Genomic DNA, 19,710 nt, shown 5'->3' with positions numbered 1-19,710 from the left:
AAATAGCTGAACATACTGCAAAATAATTAAGATCTTGCTCACTTTATGTCAAGATGATGAAAAATCGCACAAATAAATTGTGACTTATGACAGGTCTAAACACTCAGATTTAAAGTGTTACAGTGTCACCCTTTTACAATGTAAACCTGAATTAAAAAGCAATAATAAGCTAAAAGCACCGGAACGCTGAAAAGATACGTCTAATTTACGGTCGATGTTATTTCAACATAAGTGTTCGCTGATTTCAGATTGAATACCTGATTCTGGTCGACAGAGTCACGCTATTGCATCTCTTCTTGATCATCGTTTCGGAAGCATGATCAAGTTGAAGATGGAAACGTTATTGGAATGATGTAAATTCTCTGCTCATCCTTGATCATGCTTTCAATCGCAGAGTACTGAATAGGAAAAATGATCAAGGTGAAAATCAGAGGAATAATTCGCCAAAGAGTTGGGCGATCGGATCGTCATTTTCCGAAAAGATGATCAAGTAACAGTCAGCATATTGATCATCAAGTTGAAGTACCGGAACGATGACAACGTGGCGCCAAATTACGGCTGATGCCTTTTCAATACTGGCTTTCTCCAAAAAATCAATGACGTTAAGCCTTAAATGGCAAGAGCCGGGGCTCAGCCCAGTCTCATCCAAAATGCATAAACACTCACTTGATCATCGTTTCGATTACCGGACACATATATAGGAACGGCTAAAATACGTCTAATGTCAGTTCAACTGAACAGATACCCAGTATGCGGGGGACGCAATATCAGTGCTGAACACGTAAATTGGGACAAAACGATGTCGAAAACACGCTCCCCTGATCATTTTTCCGAATAGAAAAGGGGGATAGGAGTGTTCAAAACAGCGAGTTTTCACCATGTATAGAAAAACCGCTGTGGATAAGTTGTGAAAGTACCATGATCATGCTTTTGGACATTCGATGATCACACTTTCGATTCATTGATGATCATCGTTTCGGCCTTATAATGATCATGCTTTCAATGCTTTATTGATCATCTTTCCAAGGACACCCTGATCATTGTTTCGAGAGGGGTGAAGTTTATTTTTAATAATAACAATGCGTTACGACCATCTCCTTGCCCGGATCATAAGATCATATAATCAATTAGATCTATTTAAATCAAAAAGATCAGTTTAAAAGCCTCTACAAAAAGATCTTTCTTTCTTTCATTTTTTCTTTTAATCTTTTCGGAAAGATGGCGTAATTACGGGCATCTGTATTCTTATAACACATTGGCTTAACAAGGAGCTGTGGCGAATGGCCTCAAGTCCCTCTGAAAAAATATTGATCACAGCCCCTCGATCCCACAAAGACGGTCACCTGTTTGAAGTTCACGGCCAACTGGTAGATTGGCTTCCACAGTATGAACACTTCAGAGGTGTCACCAAAAGTATTCTGGAACTACTCAACCTCATTTCATTGCGTGGCTTTTCTTCGAAAGATGGTCTGGTTTCAACCACAGAATTGGTTGAAGCAACAGATGGCCAACTTACCCGTGCAGCTATACAGCAAAGACTGCGCGCCGCTGTGCAGATTGGCCTGTTTACCCAACAGGGCGTACGCTTTGAAGAAGGTCTTGCGGGCAAAACCATGCTGCACCGCTTTGTAAACCCTAGCCAGCTGATTTCTGTCTTGGGCTCTGCAGGCCTTCAATCCGAAAAAACCAAAGTCATCGCAAAACAAAAGCGCTCCAAAGCGTTGGCACAAAACCACGTGAACAAGCAGTTACTGCATGAACACGGTCTTGGCACCCCGCCAACCATGCCTGATGAAAAAGATCAGATCCTGATTTCTCCCACCAGCTGGGCAGGTATTATCGATCAGGCTTTGGCGCCCCCACGTACCAAGAAAAGCTACCAGAAATCTATGGTGGCGATCAGTGGCACCAAAGCGATCATCGAGACACGATCCTCTAAATCGATCATGACAGTGGACGATCTGATGACCTTGTTTGCGCTGTTTACCCTAACGGTGCAGTACCACGATCACCATCTGCCAAGTTATGAATTGCAAACCCAGAAAGTGGGTAACAAAACACCGGTTTACATCACGGATATCCTTTCTTTGCGCGGAAAGAAAGACAGCGGACCGGCCCGTGATTCCATTCGGGAAAGTATTGATCGTATTGAATTTACCGATTTTCAGCTTCACGAACTGACCGGACGCTGGCTTAGCGAAAACATGCCGGAAGGTTTCAAGAGTGATCGCTTCCGTTTTATCGCCCGCACGATCACCGCATCGGAAGAAGCACCAAGGGAAGGGGAGGATGGTGAGATCCGCATCAAGCCAAATCTCTATATCATGGTTTGGGAGCCATCGTTTTTTGAAGAATTGATGACCCGAGATTACTTCTTCCTGTTCCCGCCAGAGATTTTGCGCCAGCATACCCTGGTATTCCAGCTCTACAGCCTCTTCAGAAGCCGTATGTCGCGTCGATTGGAAGATTCCATGACATTGAGCGACTTGAACCAGAAAATGGCGAGAAACATCGAATGGCGGCGTTTTTCGAGTGATCTGATCCGTGAGCTTCGTAAGATGGCGAAGAAGGAAACGATCGCCGACGGCGTGTTTGCCGTAAATCTGTATGGTTATCACCTGACGCTTTACCGGTTGGATGACGACAAGAAGCATCCGGACTATCGCATTGACATCAAGTGCAACGTGGATGAAGTGATCCGTTTCTCCCGTGCCAAGACCTACAACGAAGGGAAACGATCGCTTGCGCCGACCATGCCAAACCCGCTGCGTAATGAGATCTTGCCGAAGCAGGACCTTGATCAGCTTTCCGAGATCATTGATGGCGAGTTTGAGCCTATCCAGCGTAAGGAAAAGCGTGGCGGCCGTTTGGGTCGACGCGTGAAGTTGCGTAAGCACCTGGTGGAAATCAATGCCGATGAGTTGACGATCACCTTGTCGAAGTACACGTCACAGGAAGCGATGCAACGCGGCATTACGGCGTTGTCCGCCATGACAGGACACCCCGCGGCCACTATCGCAGAAGAGTGCCAGTCCTACATGGATAAGCTTGATTATTTGCGCGTAGACGGCGACATCCTCTCTTACGAAACATTGAGTAAAACGATCGAGTTCTACAACAGCCAGCAGCAAGATAAACACCTGTCTATCGAGCGCTTGATCTCTGGCCTGGCAGTGCGACGCAAGGTTTGTCGTCAAGTTTATGACGGTCATTTAGACAGTGCTGTGCTTGCTGTTTTGGACGAAGTTGCGTCGGGTGTATAGAAAAATTCACCCTTTATTGACAAAATTCTGACATGCCAACCTTCGATGCCGTCTAGGATTATCTACGAATAGATACCTTTGTCCTATTGGCATCTGGGTTCGCCCGATGCATTGATTTGCTAACCCTTTGACGAGCCTTCTGGCTCGTTTTTTTTTGTCCAGCATTTCGGCAGATGTCGGTAATGCACGGTCAGTCACATTCCCACATGTTGCAAATATGTAATCGCAATGCTAGCGTTTATCTAACTGCCGCAGATATCGGCTGGCCGCCCACGATGGCAAAGCTAACGCAATATCTACTTCCTAAAATACTTCTAAGAAATTGGTTGTCACCCGGAAGGGATGCGGGCTACGAGTGGGCCGTTGCGTGCGTATTTTCACCGGTCAATGATCCTAAGGGAACACAGTGACATCCATGATCCTGACTGATTCAGACATCAAAGCCTTCAAGCGACAGGCCAAAATGCAAAAGCGCCAATTGCAGTGTTCTCACATGCAAGCGCTGGACGCGGTCGCACGCCTGCAAGGTTTTGAAAACTGGCATCAGGTTCTGAAAATCGCCGAGCGATCTGACAAAGCCCTGTCACAGGGCGACACGTCGACAACACAGCGCGTATTGCTCGATAACTCACTGTACACCTCTGTTCCTGTTGGATGGTTGATTGGTCGAAAATCCTACCCGGATTTCTCTTCGTCCAATGACGCCGCGCCTTCTGCCAATGCAAACGAACTGGAAGTGCCGACCTCTCGCTGGCGGGGAGAAAGACACGGGTAAACCCGGGATGACGCGACAGGGAGTTTTTCATGAAACGTGCTATCTTCGGAGCCGTCGTTGCTTCAAGTTTGCTGAGCGTGAGCGCTTATGCTGAAACCATTTCCATTTCCTGCGGCGCTGTCGGACAGGAGTTGGAGCTTTGTCAGGAAGGCGTATCCGCGTGGGAGAAAGAAACCGGACACACCGTTAAAATTGTTACCACTCCAAACTCAACCACTGAGCGCCTGGCGCTTTACCAACAGCTGCTGGCTGCGGGTGCCAAAGACATTGATGTGTTCCAAATTGATGTCATCTGGCCGGGGATCCTCGGCAATCACTTTATCGATTTGAAACAGTACTCCAATGGTGATGAGGAAGCGCATTTCCCATCGATTGTAGCGAACAATACGGTGAAAGGCCGTCTTGTCGCAATGCCGTGGTTTACTGATGCGGGTGTGCTCTATTACCGGACCGATCTGCTGGAAAAATACGGTGAGCAGCCACCTACTACATGGGAGCAGTTGACCGCGACTGCTGAGAAAGTGCAAAAAGGTGAACGGGAAGCGGGCAATGACAAGATGTGGGGTTTCGTTTGGCAAGGCCGCGCTTATGAAGGCCTGACCTGTGACGCACTGGAATGGGTAGCCTCATACAACGGCGGTACCATCGTGGATGAAGAAGGCAAAGTCACTATCAATAACGACAATGCCAAACAGGCTCTGACCACAGCAGCAGGGTGGGTGGACACCATCTCTCCACCAGGTGTGCTCAACTATGGTGAAGAAGAAGCCCGTGGCGTGTTCCAGACCGGCAATGCAGTCTTTATGCGAAACTGGCCTTATGCCTGGTCTCTGGGTAACAGTGATGACTCGCCAGTGAAAGGTAAGATTGGGGTGGTTGCACTGCCAAAAGGCGGTGAAGAAGGTCGCCATGCGGGTACTTTGGGTGGCTGGCAGTTATCCGTATCAAAATACTCAGAGAGTCCGGAGGTTGCAGCGAGCCTGGTGATGTTCCTGACCTCGTTCAATGAGCAAAAACGCCGAGCGATCAAAGGCTCATACAATCCGACTATCGAAACGCTTTATCAGGATGAAGAAGTCCTGGCTGCGGCGCCTTTCTTCGGTAGCCTCTACAACACCTTCGCCAACGGCACCCCCCGTCCTTCAACGCAAACGGGTGCGAAATATAACCAGGTGTCGAACGCCTTCTGGAACGCAACACACAGCGTGCTCTCCGGCAACAAAGATGCCGATGCTGCGCTGACCAAACTCAACAAAGATCTTAAGCGCATCAGTCGCAACGGTCGTTGGTAAGTGTTGATCTGGCTGTCAGGCTCCCTAAACGCCTGACAGCCGCTTCCAGAGGAAAATTGTATGGAACAGACCAGCGCACTCACGCGTAAGCGCGTTCGCGCCGCCTGGTGGTTTCTGACGCCTATGATGATCACCCTTGCCATGGTGGCAGGGTGGCCGTTACTGAGAACCTTCTGGTTCAGTATGACCAATGCCACTTTGGATGGCAGTGGGGTAGCGGAATTCATTGGCTTCGATAACTACTTTATCTACGAAGACGGCGAATTTTACGGCATCTTGTTTGATCCCACCTGGTGGCAGGCGGTGTGGAATACCCTGTATTTCACCATCGTGTCTGTGAGCCTGGAGACAGTATTCGGGATCGTGGTCGCTCTGGTGCTTAATACCAAGTTCAAAGGGCAGGGATTGGTTCGTGCCGCGGTACTGGTACCGTGGGCTATCCCAACGATTGTCTCCGCCAAAATGTGGGGCTGGATGCTTCATGATCAGTTTGGGATCATCAATGACTTTCTGATGACCTTGGGGTTGATTGCAGCGCCACTCGCCTGGACGGCGGATTCTGATCTCTCGCTCAATGTGGTGATCGCGGTAGACGTGTGGAAGACCACACCGTTTATGGCCCTGCTGGTGCTTGCTGCCTTGCAGATGCTGCCGTCTGATTGCTACGAAGCCGCCAAGATTGACGGTATCCATCCGGTCAAAGTCTTCTTCAAAGTCACCCTGCCACTCATCATGCCTGCCGTTATGGTGGCCGTGGTATTCCGTGCCCTTGATGCGCTCAGGGTATTCGACCTTATCTATGTGCTCACGCCTTCCAACGAGGCCACCATGTCGATGTCTGTGTATGCAAGACAGAACCTCGTGGACTTCCAGGATGTCGGTTATGGCTCAGCCGCTTCCACGCTGCTGTTCCTGATCGTCGCGCTCTGCACCATTGCCTATCTCTACGTTGGGCGTAAAAGCATGAACGAGGGCAACTGATATGTCGAAGAAATGGTATTTGCAGGTAGGTTTCTACCTCTTGGTTGCTGTGATTGTCGTGTTCTCGGTGTTCCCGTTTTACTACGCCATCGTGACCTCCTTTAAGTCTGGTTCAGCCCTGTTTCAGGTGGAGTATTTGCCATCATCGTTTGACTGGAGCAATTACGCCTCGGTGTTTTCCGGTGGAGTGTTTGAACGCAACCTCTTGAACTCCGTGCTGGTGTCGACCGTTGTGGTGGCCATTTCGCTGCTGCTGGGTGTGACGGCGTCCTATGCGTTGGGACGTATCCGTTTCCGCGGCCGCAATATCGTGCTGCTGACAATCCTTGGGGTGTCGATGTTCCCACAGGTGGCAGTACTTTCTGGCCTGTTTGAGCTCATTCGCGCGTTTGGGCTTTACAACTCCATGCCGGGTCTGGCGCTCGCCTACATGATCTTCACGCTGCCGTTTACGGTTTGGGTGCTGACCACCTTCATGCAGCAACTCCCTCTTGAACTGGAAGAAGCTGCGATTGTGGATGGCGCAACCCCGTGGCAGATCATCACCAAAGTGTTGATGCCGCTGCTATGGCCAGCATTGGTGACCACAGGTCTGCTGGCGTTTATCGCCGCGTGGAACGAGTTCCTCTTTGCCCTGACTTTCACCCTGACCAATGAGCAACGCACGGTTCCTGTGGCGATCGCACTGATTTCCGGTGCCGGTCAATACGAACTGCCGTGGGGCACCATCATGGCGGCTTCCGTCATTGTGACTGTGCCGCTCATCGTTATGGTGCTGGTCTTTCAACGTCGAATCGTCTCCGGCCTCACTGCCGGTGCAGTTAAGGGATAATCAGAAACATGAAACAACAAGAATCAACCTGGTGGCGCGGCGCGGTTATTTACCAAATCTACCCACGCAGCTTTTACGATGCCAATCAGGACGGGATCGGTGACTTGCCGGGTATCACCCAGCAACTGCCTTATGTGGCGGCGCTCGGCGTAGATGCCATCTGGCTGTCGCCCTTTTTTACATCGCCCATGAAAGACTTCGGCTACGACGTATCCGATTACCGCGATGTCGATCCGCTGTTCGGCACACTGGATGACTTTAAGCAGCTGGTGCAGGTTGCGCACGAACTGGGTCTGAAAGTGATGATCGATCAGGTTCTCAGCCATACTTCGGATGAACATGCCTGGTTTCAGGAAAGCCGCGTGAGCCGCGATAACCCGAAATCTGACTGGTATGTCTGGGCTGATCCAAAGCCTGACGGTACACCGCCAAACAACTGGCTCTCCATTTTTGGTGGCTGTGCCTGGCAGTGGGAAAGCCGACGTCAGCAGTATTATCTGCACAACTTCCTCGTCAGCCAGCCTGACTTGAACTTCCACAACCCAGAGGTCGTGGAACACCTGTTGGATACCGTGAAATTCTGGCTCGATTTGGGCGTCGACGGTTTCCGTCTCGATACGGTCAATTTCTACATGCATGACCGTCAGTTGCGTGACAACCCTGGGTTGTCGGCAGGAGACAGTAAATCGCTCGGCGTGCCGGGAACCAACCCGTATTCAATGCAAAAACACCAGTACGACATTTCGCAGCCGGAAAACCTCGGTTTCCTGAAAAAGCTGCGTGCATTGCTCGATCAGTACGATGACATCACCACTGTTGGGGAGATCGGCGACGATAACCCACTGGCACTGATGGCTCAGTACACGGCAGACAACGACAAGCTGCATATGGCTTACACCTTTGATTTGCTCAACATTCACCGCAAGCCGGATTACCTGGCGTCCGTGATTGAGAAAATCGAAGGGGCCATCAACGATGGCTGGGCGTGTTGGGCGCTGTCAAACCACGACGTGGTGCGTTGTATCACCCGTTGGGGGGCAGAAGAAGCAGACCAAGTGGCTTACGGCAAAGTGTTGTTGGCTTTGGTCACCTCGCTCCGCGGCAGTGTCTGTCTGTATCAGGGGGAAGAGCTTGGATTGCCTGAAGCGGATATACCGTTTGAGAAAATTCAGGACCCTTATGGGATTCCTTTCTGGCCGGAATACAAAGGTCGGGACGGATGCCGTACCCCAATGCCTTGGGTTGGTGATGAAGGTAACGCAGGTTTCAGCTCTGCCGAACCTTGGCTGCCCGTTGACCCACGCCACAACGCGCTGGCGGTGGATAAGCAAGAGCAGCAAAGCGACAGCATGCTGGCGCATTACCGCACTTACCTTCGCTGGCGTAAGCAGTTCGCCGCGCTGGTGGATGGCGAGTTGAGTGATGTGCAGTCCAATGCACAGGGGCTCAGATTCGTCCGCTACAACGACGAGCAACGTCTGCTGGTGGCCTTTAACCTGTCCGATTCAGACATGACTATGTCCCTGCCGGAAGGAAACTGGCAGGCGCTGGAAGGTCATGGATTTGCATTCAGGCTGGAAAATGGATCGGTCACCCTCCCGCCGTATCAGGCGGCATTTGCAACGACATAACAGGGTAAGGACGCAATATGGCTGAGGTCATTTTAAATAAAGTTAACAAGAAGTTTGGCAAGGTACATGTCACCAAGGATGTGGATCTTCACATCGACAAAGGCGACTTTGTGGTGTTCGTTGGCCCGTCAGGCTGTGGTAAGTCGACCCTGCTTCGATTGATCGCAGGTCTTGAAGATATCACCACGGGCGATCTGAAGATCGATGGTCAGGTCTGTAACGATCTGCCGCCACCGGAGCGTGGTATCGGCATGGTGTTCCAGTCTTACGCCCTGTATCCGCACATGACGGTTTACGAGAACATGGCGTTTGGCTTGCAACTGGCGAAAACAGAAGCCAAAACCGTGGACGAGAAAGTGCGCGAAGTAGCAGCGGCGCTGCAACTGGAACCATTGCTGGAACGCAAGCCGAAAGAGCTTTCCGGTGGTCAGCGTCAGCGTGTGGCGATCGGCCGTGCAATTGTGCGGGAGCCAAAAGTCTTCCTGTTCGATGAGCCATTGTCGAATCTGGATGCGTCGCTTCGCGTGCAAATGCGCATGGAAATCGCCCGTCTGCACGAACGTCTTGGCGCAACCATGATCTACGTGACTCACGATCAGGTGGAAGCGATGACACTCGCGACCAAGATCGTGGTGCTGGATGCTGGCCGTGTTGAGCAGGTGGGTTCTCCGCTTGAGCTATATAACCACCCAGCGAACACGTTTGTGGCCGGCTTCATCGGCTCACCGAAGATGAACTTTCTGACGGCGGATATCGTGGAAACCGGTGAGATGACGACCCGCGTTCAGATCCACCGTGGTCAGGAAGTGGAAGTCTCTGCCAACACGATCGGGGCCAGCGTCGGGGATCCTTGCGTGATTGGGATCCGTCCTGAGCATATTCGTTTCGGCGAGAAAGATGCGATCCAGGAAGGTGGTGTGGAGTTGAGTGTTGTCGAGCAATTGGGTAACGAGTGTCTGATGTACTTCAACACCCCGCAAAGTGCTGAGCCAGTGGTGATTCGCACCGAAGGGCAAACCAATATCCGTGCAGGTGATAAACGTTGTATCGAGTTTCCAGCGGATTATTGCCACCTGTTTGATCGCGACGGAAAGGCCTTCAAACGCTCTATGGTGGGCGAAACCAAACCGTCACTGGTCGTAACGCCGTAATAGACGGATAATGGCTTAAAACGCAAAAGAGGCAGGATTTTAATCCTGCCTCTTTTCTTTGCTCAATGGAAGCGAATCAGAGCGTTGAAGGGCCCGTACCGGAGTAGTGGATACCGGAAAGCTCTGCCATTTCTTTATTGAAAGTCGCCAGATCGCTGTGAGTGAATTTACTCAGATGATCGTGGCCACAAGCGCGTGCCATCACCTGCATCAGATGGGTTGATGCGGTAAAGAAGTTGTAGAGTCGCTCGGAAGCCGCCTCTACATTCAGACGCTTGCGAAGTTCTGGATCTTGCGTCGCAATACCTGCTGGACACATGTTGGAATTACACATGCGCGCACCGACACAACCAATCGCTTGCATCGCACTGTTGGAGAGGGCAATGCCTTCCGCGCCCAGAGCCAACGCTTTCACAAAGTCACTCGGGACGCGAAGCCCGCCAGTAATGATCAAGGTAACGTCATTCACGCCCTGCGCATCGAGGAAGCGTCTTGCGCGGGCCAGCGCCGGAATGGTTGGCACACTGATGTGATCTCGGAAAAGGGTCGGAGCAGCACCTGTGCCACCGCCACGCCCATCTAGGATGATGTAATCAGCGCCTGCATCCAGTGCAAAACCGATATCGGCTTCAATATGGTTGGCACTCAGTTTAAAACCGATAGGAATGCCGCCGCTTTCACGGCGCACTTCATCCGCGATGCGCGCAAAATCCGCGGGTGTTTTCAGATCAGGGAAGGTGGATGGCGAGATGGCATCTTTCCCTTCTGGAATACCGCGCACCTGTGAAATCTTTCCATGGTTTTTGATGCCCGGCAGGTGACCACCTGTACCGGTTTTCGCACCCTGACCACCTTTGAAATGGAAAGCCTGAACATCGCGCACTTTGGAAAGCTCAAAGCCAAACTTGGCACTTGCCAGTTCATAGAAATAGTGGCTGTTCGCAGCGTGTTCTTCGGGCAGCATGCCGCCTTCACCCGAACAGATGCCAGTGCCCGCTTTTTCCGCACCGGTTGCCAGTGCCACTTTGGCTTCTTCTGACAGCGCACCAAAACTCATGTCAGACACAAACAGCGGTGTGTCGAGTTTCAGTGGCTTCTTCGCGCGGGGACCAACGATAAGTTCGGTGCCAACAGATGCGTCATCCAAGAGTGGTTTCGTTGCCATTTGCGCCACCATGATCTGGATATCGTCCCAGGTTGGGAGTTGGTAGCGTGGCACGCCCATGGAGGTCATCGGCCCGTGGTGACCAAATTTTTCCAGCCCTTCTTTTGCGAGCTGGTGGATCAGCTCAACATAAGGTTCTTCCTTGGTCGCTTTTGGCGCGGGGGAAGCGCTTTCTCTTTGAACCGGCGGCATTTCTTTTCCGACATCCGTATCCGCATAGCGGGTATGGGTGCCATCGCAGAAAGGCTCATTTCCAGTGTGTTTACAGGCGCAGAACCAAGCTTCGCCATCTTTGTCGGCCTTGTAGGCCAGAGGCGTGAATTCCGTCCCGGCATGGGAGCCGTCACAATAGGGTTGCTTCTTCGAGCGTCCGCAGCGGCAGTAGTAATATTCTTTACCTTTTTCGAGCTCGACTTTGATCGGTTTGTTATTGGATACAACAGGGTCTGTCATGACTTACTCCTTTAAGCGACATTGCTTCAGACGACCAACGTGATTGGCGTTTTTCACGCCTATTTAGGAATAGTGTCGAAGATCGTCAGATGTATACCCAAACAACCTGAAGGTGTTCGTATTCAGAGGTCATCAATGCGTTCAATTCGAGGCAAATTCCGCGAGGAATAGTCATTCTATTTCCGTGGAGTTTAACGAAGAAGTGGGCGCATTGATGGCCTCCCTTCGGGCGAGTTGACTGACGCCGTACTCTTTGTTGTTCCTTTTTGATGGAGATGGCTACACCAGCAAAGGAACGCCGCGATCACAACGCCAGTCAAACTCGCTGAATCCTGCATCTTCAGGCTGTTTGGGTATAAGTATGGCCTGTTTTTCAATACCTAATGCGCAACAAGTATGAGTCAAACCTAAATTAGTTAGCTGCGAACCAATTCGCCTACCCATGCTTGCCAGGGGAGAAGCTTAAGCACCCCATGGTTTTCGGGCACTGCATCGGCCATATGCGGAAGCGAAAGGGATTTTGCGTCAGAGGGCAGGTTGAGCCTGACAGTTGCCTCGTTGTTTGAGGCATTGAGTGCAATGATGAGGGTTTGCTCCTCATGGTGGCGTTCCAGCACCATCAGCGTCTGGTTGTAGGCCAGCACGCGGCAAGCACCATGCTGCATGGCGACATGTTGTTTGCGCCAATAAAGCAAGGCGCGGGTAAAGTGCAACACAGAGCTTTCATCCTGTTGCTGTTTATCGATGGCATATTCTGAATGCGTCGGGTCGGCTGGCAACCAAGGAGGTGATGCGCTGAAGCCGAGGTTTTCCGCCTCACTGAGCCAGGGCATTGGCGTGCGGCATCCGTCGCGACCCACATAATTGGCGATAACCTGTTTACCGAATAAATCCCTGCGTAGAGAAGGAGGGACATCGGCCTCTGGCAGTCCAAGTTCTTCGCCCTGAAACAGACTGATCACCCCTTGCAGCGACATCAGCATAGTCAAAAGTAATTTTGCTGCCTCTGGCTGATTATTGGCGTCCTGCCAGCGACTGACGGTTCTGGCTATATCGTGGTTTCCCGTGCTCCAGCAGCCTATGCCGGGATGCACCGACTTCATAAAATCATCGAGCTGCTCACCCACCTGCCCAACACTGTGGCAAAGACTCAGCGATTCGAAAACATTGGCCGCATCCAGGGCGTCACTTTCACTGGTGTAGCGGTCAATCACCGCGTAAGGCGATGGGTCACTTAGAGAACCCAGTAGCCACTTTTTATCGTCGTAACCATCAGCAATCACCCGAAGTTGCTTGAGCAGGTGAATGTTCTCTGGTCGGCTGATGTTGTATCGCTGGCTTTGGTAACGATAGGGATCGGTACGGGCGTCATCTTGCCAGCCCAAATGTCGGGGTGGGTTGTTGCGAAGCTTATCGTCATGAAGAAACAGGTTCACAGAATCCAAGCGCAGGCCACTTACCCCGGTATCTAACCAAAACCGCACGCTTTTATTGAGTTCTCTCACCACATCGGGATTGCGGTAATTGAGGTCAGGTTGGTTGCTTAACGTGTTGTGCAAATAGTACTGCCCGCGCGTGGGGTGCCAACGCCAAGCAGATTCTCCGAATATGGTGAGCCAGTTATTCGGGGGTGTGCCATCGTTTTTCGCCGGTGCCCAAATATACCAGTCCGCCTTAGCGGAGGTTGCGCTGGCACTGCTTTCAATAAACCAAGGGTGTTTGCTGGAAGTGTGGTTGGCGACAAAATCCAGCATCACGGAAAGCCCACGGTTTTTGGCTTCCGCTACTAACTTGGTGAATGTCGCCATGTCACCGTATTCAGTGTTGAGTCCGCGGAGGCTGGTAATGTCGTAACCAAAGTCGCTAAGGGGAGATTCAAAGACAGGGGAAAGCAATATGCCATCAACACCCAGCCAGTCAAAATAGTCGAGTTTTTCAATGATGCCCTGCAGATCGCCGATGCCATCACCGTTGCTGTCATAAAAGCTACGCACATAAATGTGATAGAGAATAGGTGATGCGCTGGGTTTCATTGTTTTTGTTTTATTCCTTAACGGGTTAACCCTTTCAGCGTAGTGCAATTTGTCGGGCTTTTAGGGTGTTATCTTGCTTTACACTGTAAATATGGCGTCTCAATCCACGAATTTTCATTAGCGCTTAATTATCACCAAGTTGCAAAAACAAACTTTGTATATTTGGGGTTATCTCCAACGCTGTCTAAGATTTGAGTATTAGTCACAAATGTGAGCTTTTGACTTCCAATACTCAAGGTAGGACAGAGACATGGGACTTTTCGGAAACAGCAACGACAGCGTCATCAAGCAAGTACTGGACAAAGCCAACGATGCAGTGCTTTACACAGACAGTAAAAACCGTGTGAGCTACATCAATGCAGCGGCAGAACGGCTTTTCAATATGTCTGCAAAAGATGCGAAGGGGAAAGATATCTCCTCATTCAATCTTGGAAGCCTGAATACAGGTTCATTTCAAACCCAGCTCAACGGTCAAGCTTGGGTGGAAGTGAATGTCTCCGAAATTGCAGTGTCTGGCGGCAAGGGCTTATCGGTTTTTGTGAAAGATATTTCCAAGGAATACGGTGAACGTCAGCGCAACGAGCAAATGCTGGAGCAATCTGTGAATGCGGTGGTGTCAATTGATGGTCAGAACAATGTCACCTACATGAACCCTGCTGCAGAAGCCCTTTGGGGATACAGCGCTGATGAAGTTGTTGGAAAGAACGTGAAGATGTTGGTGCCAAAGGAAATCCAGCAGTTTCACGATACCTACGTGAACACCAACCGTCAGAGCCGTGTTGACATCATTGTTGGTACGAGCCGGGATATCGAGTTAGAGCGCCGCGATGGTAGTCGGATTTGGGCGAATCTCTCCCTGTCACGTGTCGAAGTTGGGAACGAAGTGGGTTATACCGCATTTGCCCGGGATATCACCAAAGAGAAGCTTGCCAGTGAGGAGACGGAGCAGGTACTTCGTCAGGCTATTGATGCTGTGGTCAGTATTGATGCCGACAACAACGTGACCTTCTTTAACCCTGCTGCCGAGGAGCTATGGGGTTATTCGGCGGATGAAGTGGTCGGCAATAACGTGCGCATGCTGGTGCCAGATGAGTTTCAGGCCAACCATGACAACTATGTCAACACCAACCGCCGTACCGGCAACGACAAAATCGTCGGTAACGCCCGGGAGTTGGAAATGCAGCGAAAAGATGGCAGCCGAATTTGGGTGAACTTCTCGCTCTCCAAAGTCGATATCGGGGGCAATATCGGTTACACCGCCTTCGTCCGAGATATTTCTGCCCAGCGCATGGCACAGGAATCTATCAACCAGACTTTGTCACAAGCATTGGATGCGGTGGTGACCATTGATGAAAACAACATCGTGACCTTCTTTAATCCGGCGGCAGAGTTGCTTTGGGGCTATTCGTCGGAAGAAGTGATTGGTCAGAATGTGAAGTTACTGGTGCCACCAGAAATTCAGTCTAACCATGACGCGCTCGTGAATTCAAACCGCGTCACAGGGAACGACAAAATTGTCGGTTCGAGTCGGGAAGTGCCGATCCACCGTAAAGATGGACAGCTTTATCACGGCCTTTTGTCTCTTTCCAAGGTGAAGATTGATGGCAAAACCATGTACACCGCCTTCGTGAAAGATGTGACAGCTCAGGTTGAGCAGCGTGATGGCATGGGCGAAATCATGGATGGGGTGGCGAAATCCAGCTCAGAGATTTCCAATATTGCTAAGGTCATCGACGGCATTTCCGAGCAAACTAACCTGCTCGCGCTAAATGCGGCTATCGAGGCTGCGCGTGCCGGGGAACATGGCCGAGGTTTCGCAGTGGTCGCCGATGAGGTGCGTCAACTCGCGACCCGTTCTTCGGAATCGACCAGTGAAATCAACCGTCTGTCTGACGATACCCAAAAACTGCTTACCGAACTTTCAGAAGTCCTCAAAGTGGCGACAGGCCAATAAAACTCAAGACTGGGGACAATATGTCCCCAGTCTTAACAATGAAATAGTTTTCCTTCCTACTGCATATACCCTCTAGCGCACTGTATTCAAAGACTTTGTGTTGTTCAGTGAGTCAATAAAGAGACACGCTAAAAGCGATGCTCTCCTAGACTTGTGGGGAGTACATTTTCAATTCCGGCTCGGCATATAAAAAGAAGCTGGAAAAGCGAGGACAACGTCATGGAAAAAAGCGAAACAGATATTGTTCAGGAAGGCGAGAAAGGGACGTTTGAGTGGCGTGCTTTCTTCTTTATCGCCGTCTTCCTGTTCCCCATTCTCAGCGTGGTATTGATTGGTGGATATGGTTTTCTCATCTGGATGAGTCAGGTGTTCTTTTTTGGCCCTCCGGGTCACGGCTAACAGCGAAGCACATACACTGACCCAATCAAGAGCAAACAATCATGAAAGAATTTATTAGAAAACTTTGGGCGACTCTGCGGCGTCCTGCTACCAAAATCAGTCTCGGGACTTTGACGCTCGGGGGCTTTATTGCTGGGGTGATCTTCTGGGGTGGTTTCAATACCGCACTGGAGTTGACCAACACTGAACAGTTCTGTATTTCCTGTCACTCCATGCGTGACAATGTATACCCAGAGCTGCAGAAAACTGTCCACTGGTCTAACCGTTCCGGTGTCCGTGCCACTTGTCCTGACTGTCACGTTCCGCACAACTGGACCGATAAAATTGCCCGTAAGATGCAGGCCAGTAAAGAGGTATTTGCCCAGGTCTTCGGCGTGATTGGTACGCGGGAGAAGTTTCTCGATAAGCGGCTGGAGCTGGCACAGCATGAATGGGCGAGGTTCAGCGCCAATGGCTCGAAAGAGTGTAAGGCCTGCCACAATTACGCCAGCATGCAGTTTGACAAGATGAGGCCAACGTCGCGCTTCCAAATGCAGCACGCGGCGCAAACCGACCAAAGCTGTATCGACTGCCACAAAGGCATCGCTCACGAACTGCCAGCGGAAATGGATTCAACCGGTGGCTTGATCGGTAAGTTGATTTCCCGTTCTCACAGCACAGACTTCAACAAAGGTGCGCCGATTTACAGCATCAATTTCCTGGAAATGTATGTTGATGAAGGCCTGCAACAAGATGGTGGTGTGCTCGAGCCTGCTTCTATGGTGACCATTCTTGAAGAGAACGACAGCGCGGCGAAAGTCACCCTCACTGGCTGGCGTAAGATGAAAGGTTTTGGTCGTGTGATTTACGAAGACTTTGGCCTGAATATCGCCTCCGCCGCCTTATCGAAAGAAGTGGCACAAAGCCAGACCGATATCCGCACTTTTGAAACCAAAGAAGACGACCTAACCGGCCTGACCTGGCAGCGCGTGGAGGTAGATCTTTGGGTGAAAAAAGCTGACTTCCTTGACAGTATCGATCCAATCTGGACGGAAGCAAAACAGGCTTACGACACCAACTGTAGCTTGTGTCATACCCAGCCTGATGTGGCGCACTTTGATGCCAACACCTGGCCGGGCATGTTCGACGGCATGATGGGCTTTGTTAACTTTGATCAGGCAACTCAGGCTTTGGTGCTCAAGTACCTGCAGAAACATTCCAGCACCTTTGTAGAACACTGAGAGGGATAACAGCATGACAATCAATAGACGAACTTTCCTTAAAGGCATGTTGTCTGTCAGTGCAACGGCTGTCATTGGTCCCAGCCTTCTCGTTGCTACAGACGCACATGCCAATTCAGAACTGCTGGAGGGCACTTGGCGCACCTCTGGTTCTCACTGGGGTGCATTCCGCGCCCGTATCGTCGGCGGTGAAGTCGCCGAGGTGGTTGCGTTCAGCCATGACAAACACCCGACTGAAATGTTGGAAGGGGTGAAAGGCCTGATTTATAACCCATCCCGTGTGCGCTACCCCATGGTGCGCCTTGATTGGTTGAAACGTGCCGAAGGCTGGAACACCACACGCGGTGATAACCGTTTTGTTCGCGTGACATGGGATCAGGCGCTTGATCTCTTCTATAGCGAACTTGAGCGTGTGCAGAAGACTTATGGTCCATCAGGCGTGCTGGCAGGACAAACCGGCTGGCGTCAGACAGGTCAGTTCCACAGTTGTACGACTCACATGCAGCGCGCGATGGCGATGCACGGCTTCTTCGTGAAGAAAATCGGGGATTATTCGACAGGTGCCGGACAAACCATCATGCCTTATGTGCTGGGTTCAACTGAAGTATACGCGCAGCAAACCTCGTGGCAGTTGGTGTTGGATAATGCCAAGCAGATTGTGATTTGGGCGAACGATCCGGTGAAAAACGCTCAGGTTGGCTGGCAGTGTCCAACCCATGATGTGTACGGCTACTTCGATCAACTGAAAGACAAAGTTGCCAGCGGTGATATCAAGGTGATCTCGGTTGACCCTGTGGTCAGCAAGACCCAGAAATTCCTTGGCTGTGAGCATCAGTACATCAATCCTCAAACCGATGTGCCTTTCATGCTGGCATTGGCGCACACCCTTTACACAGAGGATTTGTACGACAAAGAATTCATCAAGGTTTACTGCCTCGGCTTTGAACCTTTTATCGATTACGTCATGGGTAAAACCAAAGACAAAGTTGAAAAAACGCCGGAATGGGCATCCAAAATATGCGGCGTAGAAGCTGATCGTATTCGCGAGTTTGCCCGAATGCTAGCCAGCGAACGCACTCAATTGATGTTCGGCTGGTGTGTGCAGCGCCAGCAACACGGTGAGCAGCCTTATTGGATGGGGGCAGTACTGGCGAGTATGCTCGGCGGTATTGGCCTTCCGGGCTCAGGTGTTTCTTACGCGCACCACTACAGCGGTATTGGTGAACCAGCGACAGGAGCTGCTGGTCCTGGTGGTTTCCCTCGAAACCTCGACCCTGGCATGGAGCCGAAATACAACAACAGTGACTTCAAAGGCTATGCGAGCACCATTCCGGTGGCGCGATGGATAGAGGCGATTGAAGAGCCGGGTAAAGTGATCAACTACAACGGCAGCAAAGTGAAATTGCCGCCGATCAAGATGGTTGTGGTGAGTGGTAACAACCCATGGCATCACCATCAGGATCACAACCGGATGAAGAAGGCCTACCACAACATTGAAACGGCCATCACCATCGACTTTGCGTGGACGGCAACCTGCCGCTTCTCGGACATTGTGTTGCCAGCCTGTACCCAATTTGAGCGTAACGATATCGACCTCTACGGTGCGTATTCAGCAACGGGTGTCCTTGCTATGCACAAGCTGGTGGATCCGCTCTATCAATCCCGGACAGACTTCGAGATTTTCAAGGGTTTGACTGCCCGCTTTGGCTTGAATAAAGACAAAGAGTACGCGCAGGAAATGACTGAGATGCAGTGGGTTGAGAAGCTCTACAACGAGTGTGTGACAGCCAACAAAGGCAACTTTGAAATGCCTGACTTTGAAACCTTCTGGAAGGATGGTTATGTCGGCTTTGGTAAGGGCAGTACTTTTGTCCGTCACGCTTTGTTCCGTGAAGATCCTGAGCTCAATCCATTAGGCACGCCTTCTGGCTTTATCGAAATCACCAGCCGCAAAATCGGCGGATTTGGTTACGAATACTGTCAGGAACACCCTATGTGGTTTGAGAAAGCCGAGCGCTCTCACGGTGGTCCGGGGTCAGAGAAATTCCCGGTGTGGTTGCAATCATGCCACCCGGATAAACGCCTGCACTCACAGATGTGTGAATCGCCCGCGCTGCGTGAAACCTACACAGTGCAGGGTCGCGAGCCTGCCTACATCAACCCTGAAGATGCTAAAGCGCGTGGCGTGAAAGATGGCGATCTGATCCGCGTGTTTAACGATCGTGGACAGCTGATTGCCGGCGCCGTGGTATCGGACGATTACCCACCGGGTGTTATCCGTATTCAGGAAGGGGCATGGTATGGCCCGACAGGATCTGAAATCGGTGCAATTGATACCTATGGCGACCCAAATACGGTGACGCTGGATGTCGGCACTTCTGAGCTTGCACAGGCTTGTAGTGCATACACTTGTTTGGTGGACTACGAGAAATTCAAAGGCGAGGCGCCAGCCGTGAATGCCTTCTCAGGCCCAGAGATCGTCTCGTTGTAAATCTGGGATCAAAACTGTCTTGAGAGCCGCATTTGCGGCTCTTTTTTTGGGCGCAATCCGACCCTTGTAT

13 protein-coding genes are annotated in these 19,710 nt (G+C 51.0%); 11 read left to right on the top strand and 2 right to left on the bottom strand.

All coding sequences use genetic code 11. The annotated features are described in order from the left end of the window. The first annotated feature begins 1,280 nt into the window (after positions 1-1,280). From QL223_RS08820 to ugpC, 7 genes are all read left to right on the top strand, one after another. Positions 1,281-3,263: a replication initiator protein RctB domain-containing protein gene (locus QL223_RS08820; protein WP_002542585.1), complete on the top strand. Its 1,983-nt coding sequence runs from the start codon at positions 1,281-1,283 to the stop codon at positions 3,261-3,263. A 415-nt stretch (positions 3,264-3,678) separates the two neighbouring features. Further along, positions 3,679-4,038 (top strand): hypothetical protein, encoded by a 360-nt coding sequence (locus tag QL223_RS08815; RefSeq protein WP_281544597.1) that lies wholly within the window; start codon positions 3,679-3,681, stop codon positions 4,036-4,038. 29 nt (positions 4,039-4,067) lie between these two features. After that, positions 4,068-5,330 carry an ABC transporter substrate-binding protein gene (locus QL223_RS08810; protein ID WP_002542583.1) on the top strand — a complete coding sequence of 421 codons (1,263 nt, stop codon included), beginning with the start codon at positions 4,068-4,070 and terminating at the stop codon, positions 5,328-5,330. 60 nt (positions 5,331-5,390) lie between these two features. Continuing rightward, complete coding sequence (locus QL223_RS08805) at positions 5,391-6,311, top strand: sugar ABC transporter permease (protein WP_251881138.1); 921 nt, start codon at positions 5,391-5,393, stop codon at positions 6,309-6,311. Position 6,312: 1 nt separating this feature from the next. After that, positions 6,313-7,143: a carbohydrate ABC transporter permease gene (locus QL223_RS08800; RefSeq protein ID WP_002542581.1), complete on the top strand. Its 831-nt coding sequence runs from the start codon at positions 6,313-6,315 to the stop codon at positions 7,141-7,143. An 8-nt stretch (positions 7,144-7,151) separates the two neighbouring features. Then, positions 7,152-8,774, top strand: coding sequence for an alpha-glucosidase (locus QL223_RS08795; protein WP_281544514.1), 1,623 nt, complete (start codon positions 7,152-7,154; stop codon positions 8,772-8,774). A gap of 17 nt (positions 8,775-8,791) precedes the next feature. Next, positions 8,792-9,925 carry a sn-glycerol-3-phosphate ABC transporter ATP-binding protein UgpC gene (ugpC, locus tag QL223_RS08790; protein WP_281544513.1) on the top strand — a complete coding sequence of 378 codons (1,134 nt, stop codon included), beginning with the start codon at positions 8,792-8,794 and terminating at the stop codon, positions 9,923-9,925. 76 nt (positions 9,926-10,001) lie between these two features. Here ugpC and QL223_RS08785 read toward each other — a convergent pair whose 3' ends face one another. Both QL223_RS08785 and QL223_RS08780 read right to left on the bottom strand, forming a co-directional pair. Next, entirely contained in the window at positions 10,002-11,543 is a 1,542-nt protein-coding gene (locus QL223_RS08785) for a glutamate synthase-related protein (protein ID WP_281544512.1), read from the bottom strand. A 416-nt stretch (positions 11,544-11,959) separates the two neighbouring features. Beyond that, positions 11,960-13,576, bottom strand: coding sequence for an alpha-amylase family glycosyl hydrolase (locus QL223_RS08780; RefSeq protein WP_281544511.1), 1,617 nt, complete (start codon positions 13,574-13,576; stop codon positions 11,960-11,962). Positions 13,577-13,826: 250 nt separating this feature from the next. Here QL223_RS08780 and QL223_RS08775 point away from each other — a divergent pair, with 250 nt between their 5' ends. From QL223_RS08775 to torA, 4 genes are all read left to right on the top strand, one after another. Next, positions 13,827-15,530: a PAS domain S-box protein gene (locus tag QL223_RS08775; RefSeq protein WP_002542572.1), complete on the top strand. Its 1,704-nt coding sequence runs from the start codon at positions 13,827-13,829 to the stop codon at positions 15,528-15,530. Positions 15,531-15,749: 219 nt separating this feature from the next. After that, positions 15,750-15,929, top strand: a complete 180-nt coding sequence (locus QL223_RS08770) for a periplasmic nitrate reductase, NapE protein (RefSeq protein WP_046308195.1) — start codon at positions 15,750-15,752, stop codon at positions 15,927-15,929. A gap of 41 nt (positions 15,930-15,970) precedes the next feature. Beyond that, positions 15,971-17,149 carry a pentaheme c-type cytochrome TorC gene (torC, locus tag QL223_RS08765; RefSeq protein WP_281544510.1) on the top strand — a complete coding sequence of 393 codons (1,179 nt, stop codon included), beginning with the start codon at positions 15,971-15,973 and terminating at the stop codon, positions 17,147-17,149. Between the two features lie 13 nt (positions 17,150-17,162). After that, positions 17,163-19,640, top strand: a complete 2,478-nt coding sequence (gene torA / locus QL223_RS08760) for a trimethylamine-N-oxide reductase TorA (RefSeq protein ID WP_281544509.1) — start codon at positions 17,163-17,165, stop codon at positions 19,638-19,640. Positions 19,641-19,710: the final 70 nt, after the last annotated feature.

The organism is Grimontia sp. SpTr1 (genome assembly GCF_947387585.1).
Taxonomy (GTDB): domain Bacteria; phylum Pseudomonadota; class Gammaproteobacteria; order Enterobacterales; family Vibrionaceae; genus Enterovibrio; species Enterovibrio indicus.
The sequence above is the reverse complement of the archived record's forward strand: the minus strand, read 5'-3'. Positions and strand labels throughout refer to the sequence as shown.